General features: G+C 70.2%; 19 protein-coding genes, 1 tRNA gene and 3 pseudogenes. 6 read left to right on the forward strand and 17 right to left on the reverse strand.

The window, feature by feature from the left end:
- Positions 1–25: 25 nt before the first annotated feature.
- Positions 26–223 carry a hypothetical protein gene (locus tag ACIQGQ_RS07245; RefSeq protein ID WP_402391749.1) on the forward strand — a complete coding sequence of 66 codons (198 nt, stop codon included), beginning with the start codon at positions 26–28 and terminating at the stop codon, positions 221–223.
- Positions 220–1554, forward strand: coding sequence for an MFS transporter (locus ACIQGQ_RS07250; RefSeq protein WP_402391752.1), 1335 nt, complete (start codon positions 220–222; stop codon positions 1552–1554). The genes ACIQGQ_RS07245 and ACIQGQ_RS07250 overlap by 4 nt, the downstream gene beginning before the upstream one ends.
- Here ACIQGQ_RS07250 and ACIQGQ_RS07255 read toward each other — a convergent pair.
- The 5 genes from ACIQGQ_RS07255 to ACIQGQ_RS07275 all read right to left on the reverse strand — a co-directional run bounded on the left by ACIQGQ_RS07255 (position 1510) and on the right by ACIQGQ_RS07275 (position 7577).
- Complete coding sequence (locus ACIQGQ_RS07255) at positions 1510–2298, reverse strand: S16 family serine protease (RefSeq protein ID WP_402391755.1); 789 nt, start codon at positions 2296–2298, stop codon at positions 1510–1512. The two genes, ACIQGQ_RS07250 and ACIQGQ_RS07255, sit on opposite strands and share 45 nt — an antisense overlap.
- Before the next feature lie 131 nt (positions 2299–2429).
- Positions 2430–3071, reverse strand: a complete 642-nt coding sequence (locus ACIQGQ_RS07260) for a helix-turn-helix domain-containing protein (protein ID WP_366296345.1) — start codon at positions 3069–3071, stop codon at positions 2430–2432.
- Positions 3072–3415: 344 nt separating this feature from the next.
- On the reverse strand, positions 3416–5440 hold the full coding sequence (locus ACIQGQ_RS07265; protein WP_402391758.1) for a hypothetical protein: 2025 nt from the start codon (positions 5438–5440) through the stop codon (positions 3416–3418).
- A 113-nt stretch (positions 5441–5553) separates the two neighbouring features.
- A complete protein-coding gene (locus ACIQGQ_RS07270; protein ID WP_402391761.1) occupies positions 5554–7197 on the reverse strand; it encodes a hypothetical protein in 1644 nt (547 codons plus the stop codon).
- 248 nt (positions 7198–7445) lie between these two features.
- Positions 7446–7577 carry a hypothetical protein gene (locus ACIQGQ_RS07275; RefSeq protein WP_402391763.1) on the reverse strand — a complete coding sequence of 44 codons (132 nt, stop codon included), beginning with the start codon at positions 7575–7577 and terminating at the stop codon, positions 7446–7448.
- Between ACIQGQ_RS07275 and ACIQGQ_RS07280 the strand changes: the two genes are divergently transcribed.
- Positions 7576–8106: a hypothetical protein gene (locus tag ACIQGQ_RS07280; RefSeq protein ID WP_402391765.1), complete on the forward strand. Its 531-nt coding sequence runs from the start codon at positions 7576–7578 to the stop codon at positions 8104–8106. The two genes, ACIQGQ_RS07275 and ACIQGQ_RS07280, sit on opposite strands and share 2 nt — an antisense overlap.
- A gap of 88 nt (positions 8107–8194) precedes the next feature.
- Here the strand turns inward: ACIQGQ_RS07280 and ACIQGQ_RS07285 are convergent, their stop codons facing one another.
- Positions 8195–9976 (reverse strand): DEAD/DEAH box helicase, encoded by a 1782-nt coding sequence (locus ACIQGQ_RS07285; protein ID WP_402391768.1) that lies wholly within the window; start codon positions 9974–9976, stop codon positions 8195–8197.
- A gap of 216 nt (positions 9977–10192) precedes the next feature.
- The gene (locus ACIQGQ_RS07290; RefSeq protein WP_402391771.1) at positions 10193–11674 is read right to left on the reverse strand and encodes an MFS transporter; all 1482 of its coding nucleotides are present in this window, start codon (positions 11672–11674) and stop codon (positions 10193–10195) included.
- 186 nt (positions 11675–11860) lie between these two features.
- On the opposite strand from ACIQGQ_RS07290, the gene ACIQGQ_RS07295 reads away from it, so the two are divergent.
- Positions 11861–11932: transfer RNA gene (locus ACIQGQ_RS07295), tRNA-Cys, on the forward strand.
- A gap of 164 nt (positions 11933–12096) precedes the next feature.
- Here the strand turns inward: ACIQGQ_RS07295 and ACIQGQ_RS07300 are convergent.
- Both ACIQGQ_RS07300 and ACIQGQ_RS07305 read right to left on the reverse strand, forming a co-directional pair.
- The gene (locus ACIQGQ_RS07300; protein WP_402391773.1) at positions 12097–12675 is read right to left on the reverse strand and encodes an AAA family ATPase; all 579 of its coding nucleotides are present in this window, start codon (positions 12673–12675) and stop codon (positions 12097–12099) included.
- Between the two features lie 186 nt (positions 12676–12861).
- Positions 12862–13287: a hypothetical protein gene (locus ACIQGQ_RS07305; protein WP_402391775.1), complete on the reverse strand. Its 426-nt coding sequence runs from the start codon at positions 13285–13287 to the stop codon at positions 12862–12864.
- Between the two features lie 231 nt (positions 13288–13518).
- Between ACIQGQ_RS07305 and ACIQGQ_RS07310 the strand changes: the two are divergent.
- Positions 13519–13791, forward strand: a pseudogene (locus ACIQGQ_RS07310) (transposase family protein); the annotation flags it as partial.
- A gap of 218 nt (positions 13792–14009) precedes the next feature.
- On the opposite strand, the pseudogene ACIQGQ_RS07315 reads toward ACIQGQ_RS07310, so the two are convergent.
- The 5 genes and pseudogenes from ACIQGQ_RS07315 to mycP all read right to left on the reverse strand — a co-directional run bounded on the left by ACIQGQ_RS07315 (position 14010) and on the right by mycP (position 18267).
- A pseudogene (locus ACIQGQ_RS07315) lies at positions 14010–14770 on the reverse strand (transposase).
- Positions 14771–14796: 26 nt separating this feature from the next.
- Positions 14797–15219 carry a DUF5959 family protein gene (locus ACIQGQ_RS07320; protein ID WP_402391778.1) on the reverse strand — a complete coding sequence of 141 codons (423 nt, stop codon included), beginning with the start codon at positions 15217–15219 and terminating at the stop codon, positions 14797–14799.
- A gap of 300 nt (positions 15220–15519) precedes the next feature.
- Positions 15520–16312, reverse strand: a pseudogene (locus tag ACIQGQ_RS07325) (IS5 family transposase).
- Positions 16313–16442: 130 nt separating this feature from the next.
- On the reverse strand, positions 16443–17012 hold the full coding sequence (locus ACIQGQ_RS07330; protein ID WP_402391781.1) for a hypothetical protein: 570 nt from the start codon (positions 17010–17012) through the stop codon (positions 16443–16445).
- Between the two features lie 106 nt (positions 17013–17118).
- The gene (gene mycP, locus ACIQGQ_RS07335; RefSeq protein WP_402391784.1) at positions 17119–18267 is read right to left on the reverse strand and encodes a type VII secretion-associated serine protease mycosin; all 1149 of its coding nucleotides are present in this window, start codon (positions 18265–18267) and stop codon (positions 17119–17121) included.
- A gap of 883 nt (positions 18268–19150) precedes the next feature.
- On the opposite strand from mycP, the gene ACIQGQ_RS07340 reads away from it, so the two are divergent.
- Positions 19151–19528 carry a hypothetical protein gene (locus ACIQGQ_RS07340; RefSeq protein WP_402391787.1) on the forward strand — a complete coding sequence of 126 codons (378 nt, stop codon included), beginning with the start codon at positions 19151–19153 and terminating at the stop codon, positions 19526–19528.
- Positions 19529–19795: 267 nt separating this feature from the next.
- Here the strand turns inward: ACIQGQ_RS07340 and ACIQGQ_RS07345 are convergent, their stop codons facing one another.
- The 3 genes from ACIQGQ_RS07345 to ACIQGQ_RS07355 all read right to left on the reverse strand — a co-directional run bounded on the left by ACIQGQ_RS07345 (position 19796) and on the right by ACIQGQ_RS07355 (position 23461).
- Positions 19796–20344, reverse strand: a complete 549-nt coding sequence (locus ACIQGQ_RS07345; protein WP_402391789.1) for a hypothetical protein — start codon at positions 20342–20344, stop codon at positions 19796–19798.
- Positions 20345–20669: 325 nt separating this feature from the next.
- Positions 20670–21620 carry a hypothetical protein gene (locus ACIQGQ_RS07350; protein WP_402391792.1) on the reverse strand — a complete coding sequence of 317 codons (951 nt, stop codon included), beginning with the start codon at positions 21618–21620 and terminating at the stop codon, positions 20670–20672.
- Positions 21621–21631: 11 nt separating this feature from the next.
- A complete protein-coding gene (locus ACIQGQ_RS07355; RefSeq protein ID WP_402391795.1) occupies positions 21632–23461 on the reverse strand; it encodes an alpha/beta hydrolase in 1830 nt (609 codons plus the stop codon).
- Positions 23462–23463 lie beyond the last annotated feature (2 nt).

Genomic DNA, 23463 nt, shown 5'->3' on the forward strand with positions numbered 1-23463 from the left:
TCCGCCCGACCAGAAGGACACCGCCATGCACTCCGACACGCATCTGCTGCTGCACCGCCTGCGCACCACCGAACCGCACTGCCGCATCGCGGAGTTCACCCTCCCGGCCCCCGCGCCCCGCCCCGGGGTGCGCACCCGGCTGGGCTGGGCCCTCGTCGAGCTGGGCCTGCGCGTCCTGCCCCGGCAGGCGGCCCGCCCGTTCACCGCCCACAGCCCGGCGTGACCGTACCGGAGCACCGCACCCGCGTACCGCTCGTCGCCGTACTGACCGCCAACTCCATCTCCACGGCCGGCACCTCGCTCACCGCGATCGGGGTGCCGTGGTTCGTCCTGGAGACCACCGGGAGCGCCGGCCGGGCCGGGGTCGTCGCCTTCTGCGCGACCCTGCCGATCGCGCTCTCCGCCCTGGTCGGCGGGCCGGTCATCGACCGGATCGGGCGGCGCCGGGTCTCGGTCGGCTCCGACCTGGCGTGCGGCCTCGCCGTCGCCGCCGTTCCGCTGCTGTACTACGCGGGCGCCCTCGCCTTCTGGATGCTGTGCGCGCTGATGGCGGCCGTCGGGCTGCTGCACACCCCCGGCTCCACCGCGCGCTACGTCCTGGTGCCGGACATCGCCGAGCACGCCGGGACCACCCTCGCCCGCGCCGCCAGCCTCTTCGACGCCGTCTCGCGCGGGGCCAGGATGGCCGGGGCGGCGCTGGCCGGTGTACTGATCGCGCTGGCCGGCGCGGAGAACGTGCTGCTGCTGGACGCGGCGACGTTCCTGACCTCCGCGCTGCTCGTCTCGCTGGGGCTGCGCAGGGTGGCCGCCGCCGCGCCGAGCAGGGCCGCCGCGCCCGTGTCGGCACGCGCCTACGGCACCGAACTCCGCGAGGGCCTCAGCTACTTGACGGGCCATCGGCTGCTGCTCGCGGTCGTGGTGACGGTCCTGTTCGTCAACGGCGCCGACCAGGGCTGGAACGCGGTCCTGCTGCCGGTGCACGCCTCCGCCGAACTCGGCGGCGCCACGGACATCGGGCTGCTCGCCGCGCTGTACGGCGCGGGCGGTCTGGCCGGCGCACTGCTGTACGGGGCGTTCGGGCACCGCTTCTCCCGGCGGGCCGTGTTCACGGTGTGCCTGCTGCTGTGCGGCGCGCCCCGGTACACGGTCGCGGCACTGACCGGGACGACCACGCCGCTCGCCGTGACCATGGCGCTGAGCGGGGTCGCGGGCGGGATGCTGAACCCGATCCTGACGACGGTGATCTACACGGCCGTCCCCGACGCGCTGCGCAGCCGGGTCTCCGGGGTGCTCACCGCGGGCGGCGAACTGGCCATGCCGGTGGGCGGACTCGCGGCCGGGCTCCTGGTCGAGGCCGCCGGTGCGGACGGCGCGCTGCTCGCGATGGGCGGGGTGTACCTGCTGGCGGCGCTGGGGCCCCTGGTGTTCCCGGCCTGGCGCGGCATGGACGGCCCGGGGAGGGCGAAGACGGAGGAGGGCGACGGGGGCGGCGTACCGCCCCCGAGGGGCTCAGCAGCTCGGGACCTTCCCGTTCCCGGCCAGGGCCCGCAGTGAGCCCACCGCGTCCTTGAGGGTGGTGACCGGGATCAGACGCAGCCCTCCGGGGAGTTCGGCCTTCGCCTCCCGGCACTCCGCCTTCGGCACGAGGAAGACGGTCGCCCCGTCGCGGCGCGCGGCCTGGGTCTTCAGCGAGACGCCGCCGACCGCGCCGACCTCACCGTCCGGCTGGATCGTGCCGGTGCCCGCGATGGTGCGGCCGCCGGTGAGGTCGCCGCCGTGGCCGTCGCCGTCGAGCTTGTCGACGATGCCGAGGGCGAAGAAGAGCCCGGCGCTGGGGCCGCCCACGTCGGCGAGATGCAGGGTCACGTCCACCGAACCGGGCTTCCTGCCCAGGTAGTTCAGGGCGGCCCCGACCGCGTCGTCCTGCGACTTCACCATGTCGTCGAGGTTGTGCTTCTCGATCTCCTTCTCGGAGCCGCCGGTCGGGTAGACGGAGTCACGGGGCAGGACCGCCCGGTCCGTACGGAACCAGCTGTCGACCACGTCCCCGATCCCGACCTCGGCCGTGGGGCCGGTCGCGACGATCGTCGTCATCCGCAGCTCGCCCCTGGTCGGGCGGGTCGGCGCGCCCTCGATGCTGATCACGGGCGTGCCGTGGTCGCTGCCGAGCACGTTCGCGGTCGTACCGGGCTGCGCCAGGGTGAAGGGCAGCGGCGCGAAGGCCGCCACCCCGAACAGGGCGAGGACGGGCACGGCGCACAGGGCGAGGGCACGGGGGCGCGAGAGACGAGTGAGCACCCGCCCAATCTAACCGGCCCCCGTGACGACCCGGACATCCCGGCGCCGGGGCCCGTCGGCACCGGCACCGGTGCCGGTCCGCGTACGCGGACCACCGCCCCCGTACGCGGGCCGCCGCCGCGCCCCAGGAGCTACCGCAGCGCCTCGGCCACCTCGCGGGCGGCGTCCACCACCCGGGGGCCGACCCGCTCGGGCACCGAGTCGGCGAGCATCACCACACCCACGCTGCCCTCCACCCCGGTCACCCCCATCAGCGCGGCGGCGGCCCCGCTCGCCCCGGTCTCCAGCTCGCCGTGGGTCAGGGTGAAGGCGGTCTCGACGACCGGCTTCTGGCGGGCGGCGAGGATCGCCCGGCCCGCGGCGCCCCGGTCCAGCGGATGGCGGAATCCCGCCCGGTAGGCCACGTGGTAGTCGGTCCAGGTCGGCTCGACGACCGCCACGGCCAGCGCGTCGCTCCCGTCGACCAGGGTGAGGTGGGCGGTGGCCCCGATGTCCTCGGCCAGCGAGCGCAGCGCGGGCAGCGCGGCCTCCCGGACGAGCGGGTGCACCTGTCGGCCCAGCCGCAGCACCCCCAGCCCGACCCTGGCCCGGCCGCCCAGGTCCCGTCGGACCAGGGCGTGCTGCTCCAGTGTGGCGAGCAGGCGGTAGACCACGGTCCGGTTGACCCCGAGCCGGTTGGACAGCTCGGTGACGGTCAGGCCGTGGTCGGTGTCGGCTAGCAGTTTCAGGACCCTGAGGCCCCGGTCGAGCGTCTGGGAGGTCTCCGCGGTCACGACGCCCTCTCCCTCTTTAGATGAGCGGCGGCGGCTGGTCCCCACGGAATGTGAGCCGCCGGTCCCAGCGGCGACGCACGGAGAGGCCGCCCGCCTGGCCAGGCAACGGCTGCGCCCCGGAGCGGCTCTGCCACGGGGCGTTGGGGCGTTTGTTTCGGGGACAGTAGCGAGCGAGTCCGCTCAGCGGAAGGCCTCGTCCAGAATCCGGGCGTTGTCCGGAACAAGGTTGGCTTGAAGCCGCATAAGGGCCGGTCAGCGGCGCATCGGCCGACCCGGGACGATCTACGCGCGTCCAGGTCGGCCGACGCCTTCGCGGCACTTCCCGTGCCGGGGGTGAACGGTCCTCAGGTCACGGTGAAGGACTGCTGCACGATTTTTCCGTTGACGAGCACCTCGCAGGCCCGGATCGACCGGGTCGCCGGGTCGCGGACGGTGAAGTCGAGGGCGAAGGTGCCGTCGAGTCCCACGATCCGGGTGACGTATCCGTCGGAGGTCTGCTTGCCGTCGGCGGTGCGGCCGGTCACCGAGACGGTGGCGACCGGGGCGAAGCCGCGGCCGGTCACCTGGACCGCCGTGCCGGGCGGCCCCTCGGGCGGTGAGAGGGCGAAGGCCGGCCCGGTGGGCGCGGTCCCGTCCTGGACGGTGAACGCCGCCGTCTCGGTACGGGGGTTGACGAGAACCTCGCGGACCCGGAGGGCGACGGTGTCGGCCGCGTTGACCTTGAAGGTCTGCGAGAAGGCCCCGTCCAGGCCGACCACCTTGGTCTTCGCCGCGTCGGAGGTCTGCGACCCGTCGGCCCGCAGCCCGACGATGGAGACGGTCGCCACGTGCGCGAAGCCCTGCCCGACCACGGTGACGGAGGTGCCGCGCGGCCCGGCCGAGGGGGTCAGCACGATGAAGGACGGGGCGACGGTCAGCGGGGTGCGGGTCTGCGCTCCCCCGGCGGTGACCTGGAGGGAGTAGTCGGCGCGCGGGGTGGAGGAGGCGACGGTGACCGTGCCGGAGAGCGTGCCGTCGGCGCCGATCCGGAGCGTGGAGCCGGTGATCCGCGCGCTGTCGCAGCTGCCGCCGTCGGCCCCGCAGAGCGCGGCGGTGGGGGTGGTGCCGCTGGGCCAGTCGCCGCCGGAGACGGCGATCGTGCCGCCCGGCCGGACCTTCGCCGTGCCGGCGTCGAGCGTCGCGGAGGCGTCGGTGACGGTGAACGGTGTGGTCAGCACGGTGGCCGGATCATTGCCCTCGTCGACCTGGATCGCGGCTATGGCCGGGTCGGAGACGGTGAACTCGGCGCGGAACGTGCCGTCGGAGGTGCTCTTCGTGTAGACGGCGGTGTCGTCGAGGGTGGCCCCGCTCGCGTCCAGGGCCACGGTGTTGACCCACCGGTCCTGGAAGTAGTTGGTGCCGGTGACCTGGATGACGCTGCCGAGCGGTGCCGCGGCCCGGGAGAGCACGACGGACCGGGGGCCGGCCGGGACGAAGGCCTTCACGGTCAGCGGCGCGGTCGCCTCCTTCGTGCCGTCACCGACCTTGACCAGGTACGAGCCGTCGGGGACGGCCCCGGCGGCGGCCAGCACCGCGGCTCCGGTCAGCTCCCCCGAGGCGCTGATGGCGAGCGTGCTGGAGGCGAACTTGCCGGGGTCGCAGCCGCCGCCGTCCGCCGCGCAGAGCGAGGGTACGGGGGTGGCCCCCGCGGTCCACAGGCTGCCGGTCAGGGCGACGGCGGTGGACGGGCGGACGGCGGTGGCGGGCGCGTTCAGGGTGGCCGGGTGGCCCGCCGTGCCCTCGGCGGTGACCGTGCCGACGGAGCCCCCGCCGCTCACCACGTCGCAGGGGGTCTCGTAGGTGGAGCCGAGCACCTTCGTACGGGTCAGGTTGCGCACCGGGGTGAAGGTGATCGGGCCGCTCGCGTTGGCGGGGAGCAGGAAGTCGCCCTCGTACGGCGGGATCTCGATGGGCTTGCCGGACGGGATGTTCAGGTTGATCTGGGGGCCGGTGACGGTGACCGTGCCGGTGGCGCCGCCGGACATGGCGAGGTCGATGCTGGGGGTGGTCGGCACGTCGTTCAGGCTGAGCCCGCTGGTGGCGGGGGACGGGCCGAGGGTCACCTTGGCGTGCACCTTGCCGCCCGGGTCGACGATCGAGGGCGACAGGTCGACGCTCATCTGCTGCGGCCCGGTCGCCTCGCCCTGGCCGGCGGGCAGGGAGCAGTGGACGGTGGGGGTGACGGTGCCGGCCGCGGCGGCCGGTGCGAGGGCCACGGTGCCCCCGGTCCAGACGAGTACGGCCCCGGCGGTGAGGGCGACGGCGCGGCGCAGCGCTCCACCCGGCCGTGGCCTTCTTTCCGGTGGCGGGGTGGACGGTCTGACGGACATACGGCTCCTCCAGGGGGATTCGTGCATTCGGAACGAAGGCGCCCGCCCGCTCCGACGCGATGCGGAGCGGGCGGGCGCCTCCGGGACTTCCTGTCGTTCCCCTCGTCCCCGGGTCAGAGAAGGGTGAGGGTGAGGGTGGCGCTGTAGTCCCCGGGCCGGGTGGTCCCGGGAACGGTGAGGGTGAGATCGGCGTCGGCGTCGAACCGGCCGGCGGTGAACGGGCGGCTGCCGTCCGGGTCCATCCGGCACAGGCTCGCCGCCGTGGAGCCGAGCGCGGTCGGCGATCCGGCCACCGGCACGCCCACACTGCCCTGCTGAGCCGTGCACCTGGGCGTCCACCGCACGGCGTCGGCCGGGATGGTGGCGCCGCCCGCGGCGGTGAAGCCGGTGAGGGTGGCGGTCAGCGACCAGCCGCTGTCGACGCCGCGGGCGTCCTCCACCTCGACCCGGTTGAGCCGGGAGCGCTGCACACCGCTGCCGGTGCCCAGGACGGTCGTGCCGAAGTCGACCGTGTCACCGTCCTGGACCATGGACAGGGTCCCGGCCCGGACCGAGGTGGTCAGCTTCTGGTCGGCGCTGGAGCCTTCCTCCCCGCCGCCGTCGTCCGCGACGGTGAACGGGGCCGTGCGCACGGTCGCCGGGTCGTTGCCCTCGTCGGCCTGGACGGCGACGACGGCGTCGGAGATCACCGTGAACTCGACGGAGAAGGTGCCGTCCGGGGCGCTCTTGACGTAGACCGCGCTGTCGTCGAGCCCGGTGCCGCTCGCGTCGAGGCCGATGACGTTGATCCAGCGGTCCGGGTTGTAGTTCCGGCCGCTGACGGTGATCACGCTGCCGACCGGGCCGCGGCTCTTCGAGAGGGAGATCTCCCGCTCGCCGGCCGCGACGGCCTTGACGGTGAGGGGGGCGGTCGCCTCCTTCGTACCGTCGTTGACCTTCACCTCGTAACGGCCGTCGGGCACCGCGCCGGACTCCGCGAGGGTGGCCGTGCCGTGCAGGGTGCCGTCCCCGTCGACGGCCAGGTCGTTGGACCTGAACTTCAGCGGGTCGCAGCCGCCCCCGCCCTCCGCGCAGAGCGAGGGCACCGGGGTGGCCCCCGCCGTCCAGCCCGAACCACCCAGTTGGACAGCGGTATTGGGGCGTACGGGGTCGGCGGGCGCGGTCAGGGTGGCGGGCGTGGAACCGGTGCCCTCCACGGTGACGCCGGCGACGTTCGCCCCGCCGTCGACGACGTCGCACGGGGTCTCGAAGACCGAGCCGAGCACCTTGGTCTGGGTGAGGGTGCGGGCGACGGCGAACGAGACCGGCCCGGAGGCGCTCGCGGGCACCAGGAAGTCGCCCTCGTACGGCGGGATCTCGATGGGCTTGCCGGACGGGATGTCCATGGTGATCTCGGCGCCCCGCACCGTGACCGTGCCGCTCGCCCCGCCGGACATGGTGAGGTCGATGCTCGGGATGGTCGGTACGTCGTCCAGGGGAAGGCCGCTGGTGGCGGGGGACGGGCCGAGGGTGACCTTCGCGTGCACCTTGCCGCCGGGCGCGACGACGGCGGGCGACAGCTCGACGGTCATGTCCTGCGGCCCGGTCGCCTCGCCCTGGCCCGCGGGCAGGACGCAGTGGACGGTCGGGGTGATCGTGGTGGCGGCGGGCCCGTCCGCGAGCGGGGCGGCCTGGGCGGTGGCCCCGGCGCAGCCCAGCGTCAGCGCGAAGCAGGCCGCGAGCAGACCGGTCGCACCGGGTCTTCGTCGTCGTATCACCAGACACCCCTCCATGGCCGCACGGCCGCATGGCCCATTGATTGCGCACATTGAGGGGGCCGGGTGCAGAGAAGTCAAGAGCGAACCGATTGATCCTTGGGAAGCCGATTGATCCAGATCTGAAATGCCCGAAAAGCATTTCCACGGGAAATTCAAGTGCGTCTGTCGGCCTCTCTTGACTTCTCCGAGGGCCGCCGTTTCACTGCACCGACATGCCGGTCCCGGAGGAAAGATCCGGTCCGCTCCGATCAGCCCGCATCGAATCCTCGGTACACCCGCGGTGCGTCGGCAGCGAAATGAATGAGCAGCGGATCGACCTCGCACCATCCGCGCGCCACCAGCGCATCCACGTAATTCATCGCCGAAAGGGTCTCCGCCATGCCTTCGAACCGCAGACGCCTCCCACTCGCCCTGGCCGCGGCCTGTGCCGTGGCCGGCGCCCTCGCCCTGGCCCCGTCCGCCAACGCCGTGACCCCGCTCATGGCCACGGCCACGTACGACTGCGGCACCTGGGGCAGCGGCCTGGCCACCCTGACCGCCGCCGACTCGGGCACCGCCAAGACCATCAAGATCACGTCCAGCGCGATCACCATGCCGGCCGGCACCACCGCCGACCCGAACAGCATCACGACGACGCTCAAGCTCACCAAGACCTCGGGCGGCGCCACCAGCGAGGTGCAGTTCTCCGGCAAGACCAACCCCGGCATGAGCGGCGGCAACCCGATCACCCTGGGCCCGCTGAAGCTCACCTCCGGCACCCTGGCGGCGGGTGACAGCACGAACTCCAAGGTGCTGTCCTCGCCCCCGAGCGCCACCAACTGGTCGCTGCAGATCGTGGCGTCGTCCCCGACGTCGGCCACGGTGCCGTGCGTCGCGACGGTCGTCCAGTCCGCACCGCACGTCTGGTAACTCCGACGGACCGACCGGGCTCCCCGGGAACGCCACGGGCCCGGGGCGGGGACCGCTGTCCCCGCCCCGGGCCCGTACCGGGTGGCGCCTACCTCATCCGGGTGGCCCACTCCTGGACCTTCTTGATCCGCTGCTGGATCTGCCCGGCCGTGGCCTCCGCGCTCGGCGGGCCGCCGCACACCCGCCGCAGCTCGGTGTGGATCACGCCGTGCGGCTTGCCGCTCTGGTGGGTGTACGCCGACACCATCGTGTTGAGCTGCTTGCGCAGGCCCAGCAGCTGCTTGTGCGTGACGACCGGCCGCGCCTCGGCCGGCTTCTCCAGCAGGTCGGCCTCCTCGGCCGGCCTCTGGCGGCTGTGCGCGATCTGCCGGGACTGCCGCTTCTGGAGCAGCAGCTGCACCTGGTCCGGCTCCAGCAGTCCGGGAATCCCCAGGTAGTCCTGCTCCTCCTCGCTGCCGGGGTGCGCCTGCATGCCGAACTCGGCACCGTCGTACAGCACCCGGTCGAAGACCGCGTCGGACTCCAGCGCCTCGAAGGGCAGCTGGTCCTCGGTCTCCTCGTCCTCCAGCCTCTCGGCGTCGGCGAGGAGCTTGTCCTCCTCCGCGAACGGGTTCTCCTCGTCGCTGCCCTTCTTGGGCTTGTCGAGGACGTGGTCCCGCTCGACCTCCATCTCGTTGGCGAAGTCCAGCAGCATCGGGATGGTCGGGACGAAGACCGAGGCGGTCTCGCCGCGCCTGCGGGAGCGCACGAAGCGTCCGACGGCCTGGGCGAAGAACAGCGGCGTGGAGATGGTGGTGGCGTAGACGCCCACGGCGAGGCGTGGCACGTCGACGCCCTCCGACACCATGCGGACCGCGACCATCCAGCGGGAGCCGTCCTGGCTGAACTGGTCGATCTTCTTCGAGGCGGCCTTCTCGTCGGAGAGGACCACGGTGGCCTTCTCCCCCGTGACCTTCTTGAGGATCTTGGCGTACTCGCGCGCCGAGTCCTGGTCGGTGGCGATGACCAGCGCACCGGCGTCCGGGATGCCCTTGCGCACCTCGGTCAGCCGCTTGTCGGCGGCGGCCAGCACATTGGGGATCCACTCGCCGGTGGGGGCCAGCGCGGTGCGCCAGGCCTGCCCGATGGCGTCCTTGGTCATCGGCTCGCCGAGCCGGGCGGCGATCTCGTCCCCGGCCTTGGTGCGCCAGCGCATGTTGCCGCTGTAGCTGAGGAAGATCACGGGGCGGACGACGCCGTCGGCCAGCGCGTTGCCGTAGCCGTAGGTGTAGTCGGCCGAGGAGCGCCGGATGCCGTCGTTGCCCTCCTCGTACGTGACGAAGGGGATCGGGTTGGTGTCGGAGCGGAACGGGGTGCCGGTGAGCGCGAGCCGCCGGGTGGCCGGGTCGAACGCCTCCAGGCAGGCCTCGCCCCAGGACTTCGAGTCACCGGCGTGGTGGATCTCGTCGAGGATCACCAGGGTCTTGCGCTGCTCGCAGCGGTTGCGGTGCAGCATCGGGCGGACGCCGACACCCGCGTAGGTGATCGCGACGCCGTCGTACTCCCTGCTCAGCGGGCCCGCGCTGTACTCGGGGTCGAGCTTGATCCCTATCCGGGCCGCCGCTTCGGCCCACTGCTTCTTCAGGTGCTCGGTCGGCGCGACGACGGTGACCTGCTGCACGACGTGGTGGTGCAGCAGCCATGACGCGAGGGTCAGCGCGAAGGTGGTCTTCCCCGCGCCGGGGGTGGCGACCGCGAGGAAGTCGCGCGGCTGCTCCTGGACGTACTTCTCCATGGCGCCCTGCTGCCAGGCTCGCAGCTTGCCGGCCGTGCCCCAGGGGGCGCGGCCGGGAAAGGCGGGTGAGAGGTGATGGGAGGCGGTAGTAGTCACGGTCTCCGATTCGAGGCACTCGGGTACGTGGGGTGGCTGCCGGGGCGCACGGATCGGACGCGCACGCGATACGACAACCGGGCCACCTTACCGGGGGCCGGACGGAACCCCGCATGGACGAGCGGTGGTTCGGGCCCGCTGAGACCCTCTTCACAGACCGGCGCCGGACGCCGCGGGCCCGGCAGGGCCGGAAAGCGGCTCGTCGAGGGACGGCCCTCAGGATTTGGCCCGCACCCTCGACGACACCCACGCCCCCGCCAGGGCCACCAGCGCCATCGGGAGGAAGATCGCCGCGAAGGCCGCCGGGTGCGATCCGGTGGCGTCCGACGAGGCCGCCACGTCGTGGACGGCGCCCAGCGTGCCGCCGCCGAGGGCCGCGAAGGCGGCCCCGCCCGCCGCGAGGAGCAGGACGTTCGAGAGCCCGTCGGAGATCTGGAGGGCCGCCGAGTTCGCCCCGGCCTCCTCCGGCGCCGACAGCTTCAGCAGCAGCACGCTCGTCGAGGCGATCACCACGCCCATGCCCAGGCAGCCGAAGGCCCAGGCCACCGCCACGGTCCAGACCGGCACCGCCTCGATCAGCACGGACGGCGCGGCCGCGATCGCCACGGCGACCAGTACCATGCCGCCCACCATCAGCCGCCCCCGGTACGGCTCCAGACGTGGCCGGGACTGGATGTACGAGCCGAGCGCCCAGGTCCCTCCCCCGGCGGCGAGCGAGAAGCCGGCCATCGTCGGGCTGAGCCCGCGCTGGGTCACCAGCATCAGCGGAACAAACGATTCGGCGGCGATGAACGAACCGGCCGCCACCCCGCGCAGCAGCACCACCGCGGGCAGCCCGCGCGCCGCCCGCACCGTGCCCGGGGGCAGCAGCCCGCGTACCGCGGGGACGAGCAGCGCGAAGCCGGCCGCCGCCGGGATCAGCGCGAACCAGTTCAGCTCCCGCCCGGCGTACTGGAGCAGCGCCGCGCCCAGCGAGATCCCGAGGGCGAGCCGGATGCGCCGCCGGTCGTACGGTTCGGCGGCCGCCGCGGGGTCGGCCGACCCGGAGGCCCGCTGCCGGATCTGGGGCAGCGCGAGGGCCAGGGGGAAGACGACGAGGACGGGGATGCCGACGAAGACCCAGCGCCAGCCCAGGTGCTCGGTGACGGTCCCGGCCGCGAGCGGCCCGACCACCGAGGGGACCACCCAGCTCGCGGCGAACGCGGCCAGGATCGAGGGCTGCAGCCGCTCCGGGTAGGCCCGGCCGATCACCACGTACAGGGCCACGATCACCAGCCCGCCGCCCAGTCCCTGGACGGCCCGCCCCGCGACGAAGACCCACATGCTCCCGGCGGTGCCGCAGAGCAGCAGCCCCAGTACGAAGGCGCTCATCCCGGTGGCGAGCGGCCCCAGCGGACCGCGCCGGTCCGCCCACTGCCCGGAGAGCACCATGGCGAAGAGGCTGGTCGTGAAGTACGCGGAGAACGCGAACGCGTACAGCCCGATGCCGTGCAGGTCGCGGGCGGCGACCGGCATCGCGGTACCCACGGCGGTCGCCTCGAAGGCGATCAGGAAGACGACGGAGACGATGCCGATGCTGAGCGCCCGGTAGCCGCGGCCGAGCACCCCGCCGGCCGGTTCCGAGTCCGCAGCGGTGACCGGGGACTGCGCGGCGAGCGGGGGAAGGTCGGTGTCGTCACGCGGTTCCAGGGCACTCATGAGCCCAAGAGTAAGGGCCGGAATGCCGCCCGGACCCTGTCGTGGGGTGGGCCCGTGCTCGTCCCTTGGACGTAGGACCACCCGCGCGAACGTGAACGGGGCATGGCAGTCGCGTTGCGCACCGGGCCGCGCCCTTGAGACCCCGGGGCGCCCGGACCTACCGTCGAAGCACGCCGAGGGCGACCCGGCCGTGTGCCCGAGTGGTTCAGGGGCTCGACTGCAACTCGAGTTACACCGGTTCGAATCCGGTCACGGCCTCCGAGGACGAGCCCGCCCGCCCTGCGAAGATCCAGGACGGGCGGCTCTCCGATTCCGGGGCCCCTGCCTACGGGATGCCACTGCCCGATCCGCCCGTGATCGTCCGGGCATCCCGGAACGGGGCCTCGCCTCGGCCTCCGCCCCGAAGCCGCTCCCAGTCGGGCTCAGACCCTGGCCCGGTCCAGCCCCGCGAGCACCGCGTCCACCGTCTCCGCCACGGTCTGCTCCGAGGTGTCCAGCCAGAGTCCGATCCGCGGCGTCTCCTCCCGCAGCACCCGGTCGAGCGACTCCACCGTCCATCCCGCCCCGTAACCGCTCTTGCCACGCCCGGCCTCACGCTCGGCGACGGCCCGCGGCCCCGGGTCGAGCACGACGACGTGGAGCGGCCGGGTACGGACGAGACCGACGTACCGGGCCAGCTCCTCGCCCAGCACCACGTCCTGGACGACCGCGGTCCAGCCCGCGTCCGCGTACGTGTCGGCCGTCATCGCGGACAGCCGGTACCGGAGCCGGAGCTGCGCGACGGCCTCCGCCTCCGCCCCCGGCACCGTCTCGGCCCGCCCGGACACCACCATCCGCCGGAAGACGTCGCCCCGCACATGGACGGAGCTCGGCAACCGCTCGGCGAGCGCCTGCGCCACGGTGGACTTCCCGGAGGCCATCACCCCGGTGACGAGCACGACGGCGGGCCCCGGCCCGCTCCCGCCCAGCGCCCTTTCCCGCTCCCCGCCCGCAGCCATCATCGGATCACCCTCCTGCTTTTCCTCGGGGCCCTCGGCTCCCGTGCTCGTCAGCAGATAGTTGGCTTCACACGATGCACCTTCTCCGATCCGAGCCGATCCATCAGCGCTTGCACCTGATTCCCCACGCCTCATGGACCTTCTCCGTATCCGACTCCACGGCGGGACAGAAAGGGCCATCCGCCTGGATCAAACGCCCCTCAAATCCGACTCAGGAGGGTTTCGAATTCCCCCCACCCTCAGCAGCGCATCACCAAAATTTATCCCCGGAAGCAAACTAATCACACGGGTCGGGGATTCCGAATACGCCCATGATTCATGCTTTGTAAGCATTTCGTGGACCTCACCCACCGGCACTAGGCGCCCCGCCTCATGAGCGGGCCAATCTTCACCTTCATAAATCCCGAGATACCCTCTTTCGACCCAGGATTCCATCACCGAGGCAAAAGCGGACTCAGACCCGACCCACGCTTCTTCGTCTTCGGACCCGGTCCAGTCCGCCAGCACGGACCACAGCGAGGACATCTCCCGCGCATTAATTAGGATGCACTCTTCTATTTCGCTAAGGCGTTCCACAATGACACCAATCAATAATCTGACATCGATACGCCGCACCCACTAACCTGGGGTGTGTCAATTTAACGGCTGGCTTTGGTTGTTGAGGTTCAGTTGTTGGCCGGAACGAGTCGGCCCTCGAAGGCGATCTGGAAAGCGGCGTTCAGTGAGCCTTTTTCAACCTGTCGGTGTGGCCTGGCAGTTGGCGGACTGCACAATTCGATGAAGGTCCTGGTAGACGAGTTCACGACCAAGATCTCCAGTATCCACCTGCACCGCCTCGCCGGGCATCTCACGGTTCGCCGTCGCGAGACCGGCCCCCATGGCGCCGCGTCACGCAGGGCCGTCAGGCTCTGCTGGTCCTGGCCCATCTGCGGTGCGGCGACATCTACGCCCGGCTCGCCGCCGGGTTCGGCATCGGGATCGCGACGGTCTACCACTACATCCGCGAGGCGATGGAGGTCATGGCCGCACTGGCTCCCGGCCTGGCCGGGGCGATGCGGACCGCAAGCCGTCTGGACCTACGTGATCCTGGACGGGGCGCTGCTGCCGATCAAGGCCGTCCTCGACCTTCACCACGCCTCAGCGCGAGGTTGGAAAAGGCTCAGTGCTCGTTGATTCCTTTCTAAGGGCCTGCCGGGAAATAACTTGCGTGTTCTGGCTCTTGACACTCCAGCTCAGTCAGGGTGTTCGAGAGCAAGTTATTTCCCGGCAGGCCCTAAGGGCTGTCCCGCAATGATCTCCTGGGTATCGAGAACACCGCAGTCCCGCAAGTCCGTTGGCTAGCCGACGAGTGTGAGATTATGCAGGCGGGCGATGCCGAGTATGGCGTGGTGCACGCCATCGCCCTTGAAGCGGCATTCAGGGAGGATCTTCCAGCTCTTCATCCGGGCGAAGGTGTGCTCGACGCGGGCGCGGACCTTACGGTGTGATCGGTTGTGCTCCTCTTTCCAAGCTGGGAGTTCGGCTTGGCCAGGTTCGCGCCGGTGCGGGATGACCAGGCCGGTTCCGCGGTATCCGCCGTCGGCGATCACCGTGCTGTTCCCGACGGAGTCCTTCGCCCCCGACAGTTCCAGTCGTTTCGGTTGCCGGGCAGGGGCCGACCAACCGTGACGACCAGGCGGCTATCAGCGTCGATAACGACCTGGTGGTTGGCGGAATACCGTTAGTTCTTGGACTGCTCGGCCACCGAGTGGTCGCGCGTGGGCACGAGGGTTCCATCCACGATGAGCACCGTGTCCTTGCGGAATCGTTTGCGGGGTTGGAGGGCGAGCAGGGGCCCGAGATGGTTGATGACTCGGTCGGCAGCGGAATTCAAGATCCCAAAAAATAGGCCGAGCTGCCGCATCGTCAAGTTCATTCGCCAGTACGCCGTGACCAGCAGAACCCGATCCTCCAGTGCCAGGCCCCATGGCCTTCCCCGCCGGGCCGGCTCCGCTCCTTCGCGCCGCAGCGCGGTGACGAGGTTGCGGAAACTCCGCAGGCTCGCCCGGGTGACCGGGCCTATCCAGGACGACTGCGACGCCGTGATCACACCAGTCACACGAAGATGATCACACCTGGTGGGCTCTATGAGGGGCGCCTGACCGCCTCCCGGACACCGGCCAACCGCAGCCGGTTCTCCTGCAGCCACTCCGAGCCGGCATCGATCGGCACACAGACGGCGATCTGCGTCGACGGCGAGTCGTGCACCGTCACCTCCACCGGGTCTTCCGGAACCACCTCCAACCAGGCGCTACGGCCACCCGCTGGCCACGCGGCCCCCTCCTCGGCCTGAAGGGCATCGAGACACCGCTCCCACTCATCCAGGTCCCCCAGCGACACCTGCAGCCCAACCCGTCCGCCAACGAAGCCGCTCTCCACAACGATCTCGGCCGCGTAGTACCGCTCTTCCCCCATCAACAGAGGCTCACCACATCTCACCTCAACGGAGACACTCTGAACCGGATCTGCGACCCGGAAAAGTTCGACCGCCCTCGCTTCGTCAACCACAGCTGCCTCTTGAACACTCGATGGACCCAGTTTGCTCTAGATCCTCTCGCACGCACTGTCCCGGACGACGGCTTCACAAGGCACATGTGGGACAGCCCTTAGGGCTTGCCGGAGAACAACATGTGGGCCAGCAGCACGCTGACCTGCGAGCCCAGGTCGCGAAACCCATAGGTTGATTCCCGGCAAGTCCTTAGGGCCTGCCGGGAAATAACTTGCGTGTTCTGGCTCTTGACACTCCAGCTCAGTCAGGGTGTTCGAGAGCAAGTTATTTCCCGGCAGGCCCTTAGTTCAGACGTTGTCTCAGTTGGTACAACGGCGATAGCAGATGAGGGTGCTCCCTATGAAAGCGAGGAAGTGCCCGGCCTTGCGTTCGTAGCGGCGATGCAGACGGCGGCAGCCATTGAGCCAGTACATGGTTCGTTCAACAACTTAGCGATGCCGACCCAGGCGGTTGGAAGGTTCGACGCTTCGACGGGCGATGCGAGGGGTGGTCTGGCGGCAGCGGAGCCGCGCCCGCAAATGATCGAAGTCGTATCCCTTGTCTGCGTGCAGTTTGGCCGGGCGGCGACGTCTCGGTCCACAACGAGAGCGGATCGGCAGAATGCCGCGCATCAGAGGGATCAGGGCCTGGCTGTCGTGCAGGTCGGCACCGGAGACGCCCACCGAGACCGGTAGACCGTTGCGGTCACAGATGACGTGAATCTTCGAGCCGAGCTTCCCGCGATCGGTCGGACTCGGTCCGGTCAAAAGGCCGCCTTTTAACGCCCGAACACTTGCTGAGTCGATCGCGCACCGGGTCCAGTCCAGCTCGCCGTTCGCACTGAGCCTATCCAGCACCGCCCGGTGCAACTTCGCCCATACCCGAGCCTTGGACCATCCAGCAAAACGCCGGTGAACCCGTTTGCCAGGAGGCGCCGAAGACTGGTGGCAGCTACCGCCAAGTGCAGCCTGCCCTGGCGACGAAGAGAATCGCTGCCAGGGCTGCCCAATCGTCACACCGCCGCCGACCACCCCCTTGGGCGCGCATCGGCGCCTCTGGCGCCACATCCTGGAAGAGCTCCCACAGTCCATCCGGCACCAACTGCTCAACTATGCCCATGCCAGAGCAACGAGCCTTGGGCCCACCAGGCACCGTTCATCCAGGTGCCTGCCCCCTCACGATCCTCCGTCCCCTGCCTGTTGCCGCCGGCTCACCGCATAGGTCCGTTCTCACCTGGCCGAAGTCAGGGGACCTGTCCGTGGTGCCAGACCTCAGCCGGCGTAATGTCCCAAGAGGTGCCCGTGATTCCCGCCGTGTTGAAGAACGAAGCCCAACTCACGACCGCATCGCCCGCGCGCTGTGCGCCTCGATCGAACTCGAAGCCAGGCCAGCTGAGGTCTCCCCCGAGGCAATACCAAATACCCAAGCCCCGCTCCAGCGCATGAGCCTCCATCTCCGCATCCAGCTCAGACGGCACACGACCTATCAGACGGACCCCTTGGAAGACGACTTGAGGGCCACACAACCCATCAACGAGCACGCACGTCAATCCCAATCCTTCGACGAAATAGCACTTCACCGCAGGTCGTCGATCGTCCGATTCAGCCCTGCGGAACTCGACCCGCCACTGAGCACACTGGGGGTTCCAGCGCTCGATCTCGCTTTCCGCAGCTGAAAATCCATGTTCTGCCATGGCCGTGACGGCCTCATGGCGCTTGCTGCCGAAGCTGAGCGGTCCCAGAGTCTGGCGAGGCACGTACCCCCACTGTTCCCGCTCCGTATCCGCGAGCATCACCCAGTAGTCCGTGTTCACCGCCTGATGATCGTTCACACGAGGCTCGCGGCACAACCCGATCCGAGAACGCCGCCTTGGCCCGCTTCCGGCTCTGCTCCCTTTCGCCTCCAACTGAAAGGACCTCTCAGTCGGCTCCCCTCGGAACGGAACGCCCGCGGGAGCGGATGAACAGGGCTGCCGAGATCGCGCCGACGAGAGCGATCGCGCCAATGCCCAAGCGGATCCACAGGCCCGCGTCGCCGCCGTCACCGGAAGCCGGGGCTGCCGCGGGCGACGTATCGGAGTCCTCCGGAGCATCGGCCGCCCCGGACGGCTTGCCGGCCGGGCTGGGGCTCGGGCTCTCGGCGGCCGCGAGGTCCGGGAGCGGGTACACGTCGGGCGGACCGGGGTCGCCCGGGGTCTTGAGGGCGATGCGGGGGCGGACCGCGCCGTAGCCGACGTAGTCGTTGCGCTCGGCGCCGCTCTTCGGCTTACCGGCGGTGTTCAGCATGACCCGGAGGACCTGGTTGTTGGTCCAGTCGGGATGCTTCGACCAGATGAGGGCGGCGGAGGCGGAGGCGATGGCTGAGGCGGCGCTGGTTCCGCTCGTCTCGCACAGCTGGGTCCCTCCCTTACAGGGATGCACCATGTCGATCCCCGGAGCCGTGAGGTCGATCTGGGGCCCGTACTGGGACTCTTCGGTCTTCTTCACATCGTGACCGACGGCACCCACCCCAACGACTCCGGGCGTCTTCGCCGGGTATTCGGGCATGTTGGCCCCGTCCCCCCGGTTTCCTGCCGCCGCGAAGATCAACGAGCCCTTCGCCAGGGCGTACTTCACCGCGTCATTGAGCGCTTGTGAGCCGCTCTGCGACCCCATGGAAATGTTGATCACCTTCGCGCCGCGATCCGCCGCGTAGCGAATGGCCACGGAGACGACCTTGTTGAACTCGGCCTCCCCCACCGCCTGGGTCTCCCCGACTCCCGTCTCCGGCATGCGGATCGGGAGGATCCTCGAACCTGGCGCGAGTCCGAAGGCGCCGTCCCCTCCATGGCTCCGACCCGTGCCCGCGATCAGACCCGCCACGCCCGTGCCGTGACCCTGGTAGTCGGTGCGCTCGTCGCCCGGGACGTCCGGTTCCAGGTTCTTCCCCTTGAGGATCTGCCCCACCAGATCCGGGTTCTTCTCATCCACGCCGCTGTCGATCACAGCGACGACCACGCCTTCGCCCGTGCTCGTCCGCCACATCTCGTCCGCCTTCATGGCGTCGAGATGCCACTGCTTGGACCGCACGGAATCAGCGGATGCGGACGTCGCTGAACCGGCCACTAAGAGCACGCCCAGTACGGCCGCCGTCGCGGGTCGCCAGCGCTTCGGTCCTTCGCCTCTGATGCGCATCCCAGTCCCTCGTGAGTTCGTTGCTGATCAGTCGATGACCGGTGGGACAACGCGGCGAACGCCCTGCTGCCACGTCTCTTCGTCCTCGACCAGGTAGTCCGGCCGGTCGCGCCGCTCGTCCCGTCCCGCCCTGTTCGCCCCGGAGCCCACACGCGCTGCTCCACTCACCGGTCCCCGGCCCTGCTGTTGATGCCCGCCCACCGCACCACCCGTGATCGGAGGGACCCGGGAAACCCCGCCGCCCATGCCCGGGGTTCGCCCCACGGGCGCCGCACCACGAGCGCTCTCGCCGCCGATGACCGTTCCGCGCGGCATGCCCACGGTGGGGCGCGCCGGTCCGGGAGGTACCGCGTGGCCCCCGACGATCCCGTTGGCCCCCGGAGGACGCCCTGCCGGTCCGGGCCCCGGCGCGGTCGGCCCGGGGGCAGACACCGGCGGACGTGGCAGGCCCGTCGTGCCACCCGCTCCGGTCGTACCGCGCGGCCCGGCGGGACCGATACGGGACGGAGGGACCGGTGGAACGGCACCCTGCACCGGGGAGGGGGGACTGTCGGCCCTCGGACCGACCGGCGGCACCGCCGGATTCGTGGCCGGTGGGGACGAGGCGTCCGGCAGCGCGGCGACTCCGTCGACCTCCATGCCCACCGCGTCCGGGGCAGAAGGCCGCGCCACGTACGAAGCCGCGCCTGCGCCCGCCACGCTCCTCGAATGTCCGGACCCGCCGGAGACTGCCTCCACGCCGTTCTCGGATACGGCGGAGCGCCCGACGCTCCCGGAAGTGGAAGCCCCCTCTTCTCCCGGCGAGACACTCCTGTGCTGTTGCCCGTCACGCCCCAACGATCCCTGCGAGACCATCGCCTGCGGGATCGCCGGAAACACCGGCTTCTCCAGGGACGCGAGCTGCGACGACGACATGGCGTACGTCTGCGACAGCTTCCTCATCTGCGCGGCCGCCTCCTCGCGGTTCCGCTTCCCCGTCTCGATCAACTCCGCCGCGGACTTCCTCGCCACGTCCGAGGCATCGGGGTCGTTCCGCGCGGCGAGGGCCGCCTCCAGGTTGGCCCGGGCGCCCGCCTCCGTCCGGGGAATGGACGCCTGTGCCGACGCGACCGCGTTCGACGCCTCGCCGAGCCACTTGGAGACGCCCTCGCTGTAGTCCCCCAGGCGCAGCGTCGCATTGGCCAGATCTGCACTCCAGGTACGGAACGCGTCGGCCCCCTGGCCCTTCCATTCCACCCACTGCGGACGGACCTTCAGGTCCTCGGCGATCCGGCGGATCTCGGAAGCCGCGCTCAGGAGACGGTCCGCCGCGCCCTGGATCTCGCCGCTCCTGGCCTCGTCCAGCCACTTCAGCATCTGCTCGTGGCTCATGTTCTCGAAGGTCGGGCTCATACAGCCACCTCTTCCGCGCTCATGTGCCCGGTCACAGTTCCTCGCCGCCGGACGTGTCCTCCGGTGCGGTCGTCGGCCGCTCCTGACGGTTCGTGCGGCCGTCGCCGTGCTCCGTTGCCGTCGGGGGCACCTCGGGCCCGCACTGGGCGTTCACGCGGTCCTGGATCGCGCTCATACGGTCCCGGATGTCGAGGTCGACGTTCTGGTAGCCCTTATGGGCGCCGAGTACGGCGATACTCATGCCCTCGATGCAGTCGGAAAGCAGCCGGGACAGGCCCTCCAGCTCGTCGACGACCTTGGCGTACGCGCCGTGCAGGGCGTCCGCCTCTGTCCACTCGCCCCTGCCGCCGCCGAACCGGTCGCGGCCCACCGTGTCCGCGCCGACCCTGCCCGGACCGGCCGGGGAGGCCGCGAGGTCCTGGAGGAGGCGGTCGACACGGTCGCGGAACTTCGTGAACGACGAGAGTTCGGTGACCAGTTCACTCGCGGCGCCCGGGGAGACCGCACCGACGGCTCCCACGGCGCCGATGACGCCCCATGGGTACGACGGTAATCCCGTTCCCGGCTCGTTCGATCCCACAGTGCCCTCCCCCGTTGGACGGCAGCCGGCCGGCGGTCGGCTCCCGACTTCGGGGCCACCTTAGTGAGGGACGGTGACGGAGCGCATTCCCAGGTTGCAGATGCAACCCGGATCACGCCACCCGCACGGGACTCAGGAGTTGTGCGCGGCAACGGCGGGCTTGGCGCCGAAGGGAGCCATCACGTCCCGCTCCTCGATGCGTTTGGCGATGCGGATCCCGGGGCGTCCAGGACGATCGGGAGGGTGTAGCCGGTGGGGGGCGGATCAGGCCGAGTGAGCCCCGAGGAGGCCTGGCGTCCGCCCCGACGGGCCCGTAGGACAACCATCACACGTCCGAGGACGCCGGTCCGTCGGCAGGCGTGGTGATCGCGACGCGCACCGCACCGGTGGTCGAGGCTGCGACCTGCGCGATCGTGCCTTCTTCGGGGTGGCGGGCGACGACGGCGGGGGTGCCCTCGCGCGTCGGAACGTGACGCACACTCCATCCCGCGCTCCGGAAGTACCCCTGCGCGCGTGCCAGGGCCCGTACCTTCACGTCCTCCGGCAACGGCCGCGTCGACCAGGTGTGATGAACCGAGACCCCGGACTCGCCCCGGACCACGCTGAGGCCTTCCCCCGGCTGCGTGGGCGCCGACCCGGCCCGCAGGGCATCGTAGACACGGCTGGAGTGGCCGAGGACCCGATGCCGGGCGGGGTCGTCGGCCTGTGGCTCCTCCAGTGCGGCGGGATCGGCCTCGGTCGACGCCGAGGACTTCTCCGGCGGGAGGAAGCAGGGCGATGTCACCTTGAGAGAGGCGAGACCCTCACCCTTGGCACGATCCAGGACACCGGTCACGGCGTCCATCCAGAAATCGTCGGACTCCGTGCGCATGTAGATCGCAGGAAAGGCACCGGCCCAGTCGACCTCGCCAGACGGGCTGTACTTGTATCCCTGTTTGAGCCAGGCATCCCGTGCCTGGCGCACAAGACTCCGGGCTTCGAGCCCCGGAACATCGGTCAGCTTGTACATGAGGGTGACCTGTACGCGGTCATCGGGGCCGTGGTCGTCCCTGGCGATACAGGGGCCGACGGGCACAGGGCCCATGCGCTCCAGTGTCGGCTTGGGTGACATGCCGTTCACCGCGTGGTTGATGATTTCCTCTGCCCGGTCGATCGCCTGCTGCTCATCCATCGTGACCTGCTTCGATGCTCTTCCGCCGGATTGCTGCCCGTCCTCCTGCGCCCCGCACGCGGTCACCATGGCCGTCATGACCAGCAGTGCGGCAGCAGAAATCACTCTGCGGAGATTCACGGGCGTCCTCCGACAACAATCTTCGCCAAGCTGCCGAGGGGCTTGTCGTCCCAGTACTGGGAGTGCGCGGGCATCATCTCGCCACCAGAACCCGGGAGCTTCCCGGTGGGGACATCGAAGACCACACCGCCGAAGTCGTCGGAGACCGGGTCGGTTCCGTGGACGATCGAATGGTCGTCGAAAAGCTCCATGTACGCCTTCGGATTGAGAGGGGCCAGGGGGCCTGCCGGCGGCGGGGCGAGGTTGATGAGGTCGTTCTTGGCCGTGGCCGCGAAGACATGGTCCGCCGGAATGTTCAGGTCCTTCGCGTGATCCACGCCCACGCCCGGGCTGCCCACCATGATCGCGTTGTCGACCGGCAGGTCGATGTGGGTGCTCATCGTCCGGCCTGCCACCAAGGACCCGTAGCTGTGGCCCAGCAGCGTCTGATTCACATCGCGATGGTTGGCTTCCTCAACGCCCTGCAGGAAGTTACCCAGCGGCTCCTCGGCCTGGTCGGCCCATTTGGTCTCCGCCGCGTCGGTCGCGATGGCCTGCGGGGCGTCGTAACCGAGCCACACGATCGACGCCGTCGTGTGGACGGGATCCTGACGCTCCGCCTCTGTCTGAAGCGCCACGGCCCTGCCGAGGTCTCCGTCGATGGACTCCAGCTTGGCGAACGTTCCGGGCACATACGTCACCACGTTGTCGGCAGTGTCAGGATTTCCGATGGAAACGATGGCGCGCCCCATGTCGTTGCCGTCGAATCCGAGTAAATAGGGGCGACTGCTCTCGCTCGTGTAGCTGTCGAAACGCCTCTGGATATCGTCCATGCCCTTGAAGCCGCCCTCAAACTTCTGTTTCTTCTCGTTCCACTCCTTCCACTCCTCGGTAGGGACCATCGCACCCTTCACCTCGCGACCCGTGAGGGGGCTGATGTAGGGCTTGTACTGCTCCGGCTCCTTCTTGAGCCAGGCGTCGTACTCCACCTGCTTGGCGCCGCGTTGTTCCGCAAGCACGGTGCGATTTGCTTCGTCGCGCACGTCGGAGGGGAGGCCGTCGAGCGCTCCGACACTTGCGGGGTGCATGGAGACATAGGCTGCGCGCTGCTCCTCGGACAGGCCCTTCCACCAGTTGGCGTTGTCCTGTGGCCAGTCGCTCCTGGGCGGTGGCTCGATCGTGTCGAGGTAGGCATCGGCCGCCCCGCGCACACCTGCCGTGTCTGACGTGACGTCCGCCCAGTCCCGGGCGGACACGGTCAAGTCGTCATCAGCCTTGAGGGCCCTTATCCTCGGCGCCCACTTCTTGTCTGCGTCCGCGGCTTCCTCGAGCGCGTCAGCGATCCGGTTCGCGTATCCCGCCGCTTTTCCGTAGTTCGGGTTCGGGTGGATGCTCGCCGCCTGGCGCTCCAGGGCATCGGAGACCGGACCGCCTCCGGCGCTTCCCGTCACCGTGCCGCCGTCAGCGGCCTTCTCCTCGCCCGGCCTCCGACCCGCCGGATATGTGACCGATCCGTCCGCGTTCACCGTGCAGCCGTCCGCCTGGGCGTCCTCGATCGCCGCGTTCAGCTTGCGCTTGGCAGCCGCCATGTCGTGGGCGAAGCCGTTGAGCGCCGTGCTGATCACGCCGCATTCGGTCAAGGTGTAGTGCAAGTTCTGCGCCAGGGCTCGAAACTGCTTCTGCGCCGCCTCCGCGGCCTCGCCCTCCAACGTCTCGCGCATGCCCGCCGCGACGGTGTTCTCCAAGTGCTCCTTGGCCTCCTGAGCCACTTTGCCCGCGGAGCGGTACCCGTCGGCGGCGTCCTCGAACTCGGTTGGCTCCAAAGCCTTGAGCGTGGCGTAGTCCATCC

The sequence above is a fragment of the Streptomyces sp. NPDC092952 genome (assembly GCF_044754785.1).
Lineage (GTDB): Bacteria > Actinomycetota > Actinomycetes > Streptomycetales > Streptomycetaceae > Streptomyces.

Bases quoted from the DNA above. Each gene is read 5' to 3' on its own strand.
- ACIQGQ_RS07245 (WP_402391749.1), top strand. From the start codon at position 26: ATGCACTCCGACACGCATCTGCTGCTGCACCGCCTGCGCACCACCGAA.
- ACIQGQ_RS07265 (WP_402391758.1), bottom strand. From the start codon at position 5,440: ATGTCCGTCAGACCGTCCACCCCGCCACCGGAAAGAAGGCCACGGCCG.
- ACIQGQ_RS07280 (WP_402391765.1), top strand. From the start codon at position 7,576: ATGCCTTCGAACCGCAGACGCCTCCCACTCGCCCTGGCCGCGGCCTGT.
- ACIQGQ_RS07275 (WP_402391763.1), bottom strand. From the start codon at position 7,577: ATGGCGGAGACCCTTTCGGCGATGAATTACGTGGATGCGCTGGTGGCG.
- ACIQGQ_RS07290 (WP_402391771.1), bottom strand. From the start codon at position 11,674: ATGAGTGCCCTGGAACCGCGTGACGACACCGACCTTCCCCCGCTCGCC.
- ACIQGQ_RS07300 (WP_402391773.1), bottom strand. From the start codon at position 12,675: ATGATGGCTGCGGGCGGGGAGCGGGAAAGGGCGCTGGGCGGGAGCGGG.
- ACIQGQ_RS07355 (WP_402391795.1), bottom strand. From the start codon at position 23,461: ATGGACTACGCCACGCTCAAGGCTTTGGAGCCAACCGAGTTCGAGGAC.